Source organism: Bartonella sp. CL25QHWL (assembly GCF_042195335.1).
Classification (GTDB): Bacteria; Pseudomonadota; Alphaproteobacteria; order Rhizobiales; family Rhizobiaceae; genus Bartonella.
Map to the genome: position 1 here is coordinate 1 of NZ_JBHIOE010000099.1, position 644 is coordinate 644.

1 protein-coding gene is annotated in these 644 nt (G+C 41.0%); it reads left to right on the forward strand.

Annotated elements, in window-relative coordinates; all coding sequences use genetic code 11:
• Nucleotides 1–403: 403 nt before the first annotated feature.
• Entirely contained in the window at nucleotides 404–607 is a 204-nt protein-coding gene (locus ACFILY_RS09660; protein ID WP_375673386.1) for a hypothetical protein, read from the forward strand.
• Nucleotides 608–644 lie beyond the last annotated feature (37 nt).

The window sequence follows — 644 nt, forward strand, 5'->3', positions numbered from 1 at the left end:
AAACTCTTCAGAAAAAATCAGAAACTTAAACAAAACATTCAGAGCCTCTATATACAATGGAAATATGACTAGAGATCCATGAAAACACACTCGAACGACCCAAAACTTCGTCAATCATCAATAGGTACACGAAAAATATCAAGATCCACAAGAAAAATCATAGCACATGCATAATCATGATAGAACATCGAAACTAAGACTTTTATTCAACCTAAATCTAAACTAAGTCCTAGAAAAATAGTAAAAGCTTGGGTTGCCTCCCAAGAGCGCTTGTTTAGCGTCACGAGGTTGACGTTCACGTGTCTCTTCAACTCATGGTGGTGCAAAGGAGAAAGTTTTACCTGAAGTGGCTATTGTCGCAAATGATGATCCACCCGGTAAATTCAATGAAAGGAGAGAGTCAATGTTATCCATACCTAGGTCGATGAAGCAAGCAGTGTGTACCTCGTCATTAGATTTCTTGCTCGCCTTGCTGACCTTAGTGCCTAGCTTTTTCCATGCTCTCTTCCATGATCTTTCTCCTTTGTTCTTTCTTTGCGCCTTGTCTGGTTGCAGTGTAGGAACGTCGTCCTGTGGCGTCATTGGTGCTTCATCTACCTCAACATAAGTACCTCTTACACACAATCCTCAGCCTGTAACTCCGT